The sequence below is a fragment of the Sphingobacterium sp. IITKGP-BTPF85 genome (assembly GCF_001006065.1).
GTDB classification, from domain to species: domain Bacteria; phylum Bacteroidota; class Bacteroidia; order Sphingobacteriales; family Sphingobacteriaceae; genus Sphingobacterium; species Sphingobacterium anhuiense.
The window spans coordinates 1-6,073 of record NZ_ASZT02000214.1 but is presented as its reverse complement, the minus strand read 5'-3'; the positions used below and the strand labels follow the sequence as shown (position 1 = coordinate 6,073).

The following is a 6,073-nucleotide window of genomic DNA, read 5'->3' as shown; positions in this document are numbered from 1 at the left end:
ATCACGCTTTTAAGCTGAATTAGCCGCAAAAGTGATTGAAACAGCTGAAGAAGTCGAAAAAATGACTTTTTAAGTGTGAATATAATTATAAAAATAAAGGGGGCTTAAGCCCCCGTTTATTTTTATAATTATAATTTTAGCTAAATGCTGTTCTACGTAATCGTAGCTTTTCTTTAAGCTCTCAAATTTATTAGGTAGATAGATATCATCTTGTTCAACAAAAGCATATTTTAAACCAGCTTTTGCTTTTGCCTGTGCGATAGCAATAAAATCAATATGGCCAGTTCCAACTTCTGTATATTTTACCTCTTTTGAAATTGCGCCAAAGTCTAATTTGTCAAATTCAGGTCCAACAATAGTTTTTGTAAATGCTTTATCCATATCCTTGATATGCCATAGTTTGAATCGGTCCGGGAATTTTTCAAATAAACTGACAGGGTTAATTCCTGCCTTTTCTGCCCAGTATAAATCAAGTTCAAAATCAACAAGGTCGGGCTCTGTAAAAGCCAACAATACTTCTTCCCCTTTGGTGCCATTTCCTAAATCTCTAAATTCCCAGAAATGATTATGGAAAGCAACCTTTAAACCATGTTTCTTAGCCGCTTCACCCGCTTTATTTAGCTGTTCAGCTATGTAAAGAAAATCATCCTTCTTTAAGGCAGAAATATCAAACATTGGAGAGACAGGAGCGATAACATATTCTTGTCCTAACTCTTTTGCCGCTTCAAAATAGATATTTAGATCCTCTTTATCTTGATGGTTTCGGCTGAAGTATTTTGACATATCGTAATGACCGCTATGCGATTTTAGGCCGTTATCGTCTAATACTTTTTTTAAACTTTTATAATCTAAACCCCAAAAACTTTTTGCTACAGTATCTATTCCATATGTTTCAACATGCTTATAACCTATTTTAGAAACCTGCTGTAAAGAATCGGTCGGGTTTGCAGTCATCAGATCTCGAATCGAATATAGTTGTACACCTATATTAGCAAAAGGTGAATCAATACCTGGTTTCTTACTTTCACAAGAAAGGAGCTGTGGTAGGAAATATGCTGCAGAAAGTCCAAGACCAGCTTTTTTGATAAATTGACGGCGTGAATTATTCATACTGTTTAATTTGTTTGTAGTTTAGTTTAAGGATTAAGTTACAACTAATTTTAAAGAAAACCATTATTATAAAATAAAAAATGGGGATATATAGCATACATCCCCATTTTAATATTCTCAGAAAAGAAAATTATACCGTCATGATATCTTTTTCTTTTAATTCTGCTAATTTATCAACTTTTGCAATATATAAATCAGTCAATTTCTGAACTTCAGCTTCACCAACTTTTATTTCGTCTTCAGAAGCACCGTCATTTTTCAATTTTTTCAAAGACTCATTTGTTTCTTTGCGGATATTACGAACAACAACACGACCTTTTTCAGTTTCTTCTTTTGCCTTTCTTACTAAATCACGTCTTCTTTCTTCTGTTAAAGCAGGAATTACCAAACGGATCACAATACCATCATTTTGTGGGTTAACACCTAAGTTAGCATCTGTGATAGCTTTTTCAATAGCATTGATCAATTGTTTTTCCCATGGTTGGATAACAATAGTACGTGCGTCAGTTGTATTAATATTACTAACTTGAGACAACGGAGTTGGAGATCCATAATAATCAACCGAAATGCCATCTAACATAGATGGTGAAGCTTTTCCGGCACGAATTTTTGTTAATTCTGATTCTGTAAAAGAAACAGCTTTGGACATATTCTCCTTACAATCGTCCAATTCAAGTGAAATCAATTCATTCATATCTTAATATCGTTTTTTTCTTTTTTATGATTAGCGTACGATAGTACCTACAGGCTCTCCGTTTGCTAATTTAGACAAGTTACCAGGCTTGTTCATATCGAACACAATAATTGGTAAGTTGTTTTCTTGACACAGTGTAAATGCTGTCATATCCATTACATTCAAACCTCTTTGATACACTTCTGTAAATGAAATTTCATCAAAACGTGTAGCTGAAGGATCTTTTTCAGGGTCTGCAGTATAAATACCATCAACACGAGTACCTTTTAAAACTGCATCTGCATTAATTTCAATCGCACGAAGTGAAGCTGCGGTGTCCGTCGTAAAATATGGGTTACCCGTTCCGGCTCCAAAGATAACAATACGACCTTTTTCAAGGTGACGCACAGCTCTTCTGCGAATAAAAGGCTCACAGATCTGCTCCATCTTAATAGCTGTCAACAAACGGGTTTTCAAACCTACTTTTTCAAGACCATCTTGCAACGCCATACTATTGATAACCGTTGCTAACATGCCCATATAATCCGCTTGTACACGGTCCATACCAGACTGTTCTGCACTTAAACCTCTATAGATATTACCTCCACCAATAACAATAGCAATTTCTAAGCCTTGAGTATGTAACTCTTTAATATCTTTTGCATATTGTGCAACTCTCTTGATGTCAATGCCATAGCTTTGATCTCCCATTAAGGATTCGCCGCTAAGTTTTAATAGGATACGTTTGTATTTCATAATTGTTTTTTTGGAAATTCTCCAAAGGCCAAAGATAAAATTTTTTTTTCATCCGATAAGGACGAATGTCATATTTATTAGGAATTTTTAACTTTTTCTATCACCTGTCTATAATATTCCTCGTATTGAGGCATAATATTACTAAGTTGGAATGTTTTAGCGCGCTCTAATGCGGCATCTTTAAACTTTTCTAAGCGATCATTATCCTCTAAAATATAGATTGCATTTTTCGCCATTTCATCAACATCACCAATATCACTTAAGAATCCTGTTTCTCCATTAACATTCAGTTCCGGTAAACCTCCCGTATTGGTTGAAATAACAGGAACTTTACAGGCCATTGCTTCCAAAGCGGCTAGACCAAAACTTTCAGAACTTGATGGCATTAAGAAAAGATCGGATACGGATAGAATTTCTTCAACAGCATCTTGTTTACCCAGAAAGCGAACATCTTGACATACACCAAGATCACGACATAATTCTTCAGCATTCGTCCGTTCTGGTCCATCACCAACCATTAATAGTTTACTGGGGATATGTTCATTTACTTTTTGAAATATGCGAATCACATCTCCCGTATTTTTAACTTTTCGAAAGTTGGAGGTATGAATCAAAATGCGTTCATTTCCAGGAGCAATAGCTCGTTTAAAATGAGAACGGTCTTTTATACTAAAGCGTTCCAGATCAATGAAATTAGGAATAACTTGAATGTCTCGCTTAATATCAAAATAAGTAAGCGTTTGATCCTTTAAACTCTGTGATACGGTAGTCACACCATCAGACTGATTAATTGAAAAAGTAACGACAGGGCTAAAGCTTTTATCTTTACCAACTAAAGTAATATCGGTCCCATGTAATGTCGTTACAACAGGAATATTGATGCCGTAAGTTAATAAGATTTGTTTAGCCATAAAAGCAGCTGAAGCATGTGGAATGGCATAGTGAACGTGGATGACGTCTAGTTTTTCAAAACGAACAACATCAACAAGTTTACTTGCTAAGGCGGATTCGTATGGCAAGAAATCAAAAAGAGGATATTGTGAAACAGCAACTTCGTGATAAAACAGATTTTCCGAAAAAAAATCCAAGCGGGCAGGTTGCCGGTAAGTGATGAAGTGAACCTGATGTCCATGCGTAGCTAAAGCCTTTCCAAGTTCTGTTGCTACGACGCCACTACCGCCGAATGTTGGATAACATACAATCCCTATTTTCATAATGCTTATTTATTTACTGCAAATTAAAGATTAATTTGTAAAACAGCCAATCACACGAATGCAATAATTTGTGAAGGACTATTTTCAGGTATTATGAATCGGTATTGCTGGTTTATTGGTGGAAATAAATTATCTTGTTATATATTAACTAAACTTATTATGAAGACTTTTGTAAGCAGTATATCTGGAAAGACATTTCCTATTACCAGTAAAGTGTTGGGATCTACATTAAGAACTTCTATTTTTGATCTTGTCAAGGAGGATTTTCCAGAATTTTCAAAAGAATCTCTCATTGCCTCTAGCGAACTGGATGGATATAAAGAAAAGTATATCTCAACTATCTTGAAAAATGAGCTGGGAGAGCTTACACGTTTAGATCAGCTGGTGATTGAGAGTATGAATAATAATCAGATGATTAGCGCATCTATTGACCAAGAGGAAGTTGCAGATTCTTTTGGGGAACGTATTGCAGATAGAGTTGCTGGCTTTGGAGGGAGCTGGACATTCATTTTATCCTTTTTAGGATTTTTAGTTTGTTGGATTGTGTTAAATATGTATTGGTTGAGTAACAAAGGATTTGACCCGTATCCATTTATATTGCTCAATTTGTTGTTATCCTGTATTGCTGCTTTACAGGCTCCCGTTATTATGATGAGTCAAAACAGACAAGAGGATAAAGACCGTAAAAGAGCGCAGAATGATTATATGGTCAATCTTAAAGCAGAATTGGAAATACGTACTTTACATGAAAAGATAGATCATTTATTGATTCATAAAGAACAGGAGCTTATCGAGATGCAGCAGTTCCAGTTAGATATCATAAAAGATCTAATCAATAAAATAGATAAGTTGGAAAGAAGTAACAATGGTAAATAAAGAATTATTATTAAGAGAATTAACCTTTAAATTTGCACGTTCGGGTGGAGCAGGGGGACAAAATGTCAATAAAGTTTCAACTAAGGTCCTGTTACAATGGCCAGTTTTGGCCAGTACATGCGTTGATGAGGATATGAAGAGTCTCATTATGGAAACATTAAGTAACCGTATCAATAAAGATGGTATATTTCAATTAGAATGTGATACAGATCGTTCTCAATTGAAAAACAAAGAAATTGCAATCGAACGATTTTTACATATTATCAAAACGACATTGACACCCGTAAAAGCACGGAAAAAAACAAAAATACCTTATCGGAAAGTTTTAGATAGGCTAGATAGAAAGGCGAAACAATCAGAAAAGAAAAGTAACCGACGTTGGAGTGCTGAATAGTGGCTATTAAAAACATCTTCAAGTTTAAAACTCAAATTTAAAATATAGCTCCTTAGGCGTATGCTATTTTATTCCTGTAAATATTGAAGGTAATTCTCCAGTATTTATAGGAATTTAATGAACCTAAATTACAGTTATCCCAAATGACCCTATTTAGCAATAGTCTCTTAGAATATGACAATGTAACTTTATTATTAATTTTAATTCATTGTATATCAGTATAATGTAATGTAAACTAAGAAATTAGTTTGATAACTAGGTTTTTAGTTTTATACTTGTTATATAATCGATTATCGGCAGACGTGCCATTTTAATAAATAGAGTTATGAACGAAATTAAAGAACTTACAAAAGCTGAAGAGCAAATCATGCATGAGCTTTGGGAAATGGATGGAGCCTTTGTTAAAGAAGTGATAGATCGTTTACCTGAGCCCAAACCAGCTTACAATACAGTCTCGACCATAGTGCGGATTTTAGAAACCAAGGGTTTCTTAGTGCACGAATCTTATGGGAAAAGTCATCGTTATATCCCTAAGATTACAAAAGAAGAGTATAAGAAACTGATTACAGGGAAACTTTTAAATAATTATTTTGATAATTCAGCGAGCAGCATGTTATCTTATTTTCTTGAAGAGAATAAACTTGATCTCGGCGAAGTCAACGAATTATTAGAGATGATTGCCAAACAAAAGAAAATTTAACGATTCAATCACTTAACACCTGAATTATGATAGCTTATCTGATTTTAGCAAACACAAGCCTTGTCATATGCTATTTACTTTATCATTTAGTCCTGAGAAAACTCACATTTTCCAAGGAAATCGGATCTATTTATTGGTTGCTGTACTATTGTCTTTTACATTACCAGCAATACAATTTGTAGATCTATCTGAAATGGATTATAAGACTACGTTAATTCCTGCTATTTCTCTGGAATTAACAGAATTTAGTATACCTGAAATTGAAATTGTGGGTAAACAGCAATTTTGGCAACTGCATTCGAATGTTGAACTCATTTATTGGGTCTCCATCATCATTGCTACTTCGTTTT

8 protein-coding genes are annotated in these 6,073 nt (G+C 34.3%); 4 read left to right on the top strand and 4 right to left on the bottom strand.

The window, feature by feature from the left end:
- Positions 1-69: 69 nt before the first annotated feature.
- From L950_RS23830 to bshA, 4 genes are all read right to left on the bottom strand, one after another.
- Positions 70-1,110: a sugar phosphate isomerase/epimerase family protein gene (locus L950_RS23830; protein ID WP_021189337.1), complete on the bottom strand. Its 1,041-nt coding sequence runs from the start codon at positions 1,108-1,110 to the stop codon at positions 70-72.
- 130 nt (positions 1,111-1,240) lie between these two features.
- On the bottom strand, positions 1,241-1,804 hold the full coding sequence (gene frr, locus L950_RS23825; protein WP_031287877.1) for a ribosome recycling factor: 564 nt from the start codon (positions 1,802-1,804) through the stop codon (positions 1,241-1,243).
- 30 nt (positions 1,805-1,834) lie between these two features.
- Positions 1,835-2,539, bottom strand: coding sequence for a UMP kinase (gene pyrH / locus L950_RS23820; RefSeq protein WP_021189335.1), 705 nt, complete (start codon positions 2,537-2,539; stop codon positions 1,835-1,837).
- Between the two features lie 77 nt (positions 2,540-2,616).
- Positions 2,617-3,753: an N-acetyl-alpha-D-glucosaminyl L-malate synthase BshA gene (gene bshA, locus L950_RS23815; RefSeq protein WP_021189334.1), complete on the bottom strand. Its 1,137-nt coding sequence runs from the start codon at positions 3,751-3,753 to the stop codon at positions 2,617-2,619.
- 159 nt (positions 3,754-3,912) lie between these two features.
- Here bshA and L950_RS23810 point away from each other — a divergent pair, with 159 nt between their 5' ends.
- The 4 genes from L950_RS23810 to L950_RS23795 all read left to right on the top strand — a co-directional run.
- Positions 3,913-4,629 (top strand): DUF1003 domain-containing protein, encoded by a 717-nt coding sequence (locus tag L950_RS23810; RefSeq protein ID WP_031287875.1) that lies wholly within the window; start codon positions 3,913-3,915, stop codon positions 4,627-4,629.
- Positions 4,619-5,023, top strand: a complete 405-nt coding sequence (arfB, locus tag L950_RS23805; protein ID WP_021189332.1) for an alternative ribosome rescue aminoacyl-tRNA hydrolase ArfB — start codon at positions 4,619-4,621, stop codon at positions 5,021-5,023. Before L950_RS23810 ends, arfB begins: the two co-directional genes overlap by 11 nt.
- Positions 5,024-5,348: 325 nt before the next feature.
- Entirely contained in the window at positions 5,349-5,723 is a 375-nt protein-coding gene (locus tag L950_RS23800) for a BlaI/MecI/CopY family transcriptional regulator (RefSeq protein ID WP_021189331.1), read from the top strand.
- Between the two features lie 67 nt (positions 5,724-5,790).
- On the top strand, positions 5,791-6,073 hold a 283-nt coding region (locus L950_RS23795; protein WP_037525878.1), incomplete at its 3' end, for a hypothetical protein.

Excerpts from the sequence above, each read along its gene's own strand:
- L950_RS23830 (WP_021189337.1), bottom strand. The coding sequence starts at position 1,110 with ATGAATAATTCACGCCGTCAATTTATCAAAAAAGCTGGTCTTGGACTT.
- frr (WP_031287877.1), bottom strand. The coding sequence starts at position 1,804 with ATGAATGAATTGATTTCACTTGAATTGGACGATTGTAAGGAGAATATG.
- pyrH (WP_021189335.1), bottom strand. The coding sequence starts at position 2,539 with ATGAAATACAAACGTATCCTATTAAAACTTAGCGGCGAATCCTTAATG.
- bshA (WP_021189334.1), bottom strand. The coding sequence starts at position 3,753 with ATGAAAATAGGGATTGTATGTTATCCAACATTCGGCGGTAGTGGCGTC.
- L950_RS23810 (WP_031287875.1), top strand. The coding sequence starts at position 3,913 with ATGAAGACTTTTGTAAGCAGTATATCTGGAAAGACATTTCCTATTACC.
- arfB (WP_021189332.1), top strand. The coding sequence starts at position 4,619 with ATGGTAAATAAAGAATTATTATTAAGAGAATTAACCTTTAAATTTGCA.
- L950_RS23800 (WP_021189331.1), top strand. The coding sequence starts at position 5,349 with ATGAACGAAATTAAAGAACTTACAAAAGCTGAAGAGCAAATCATGCAT.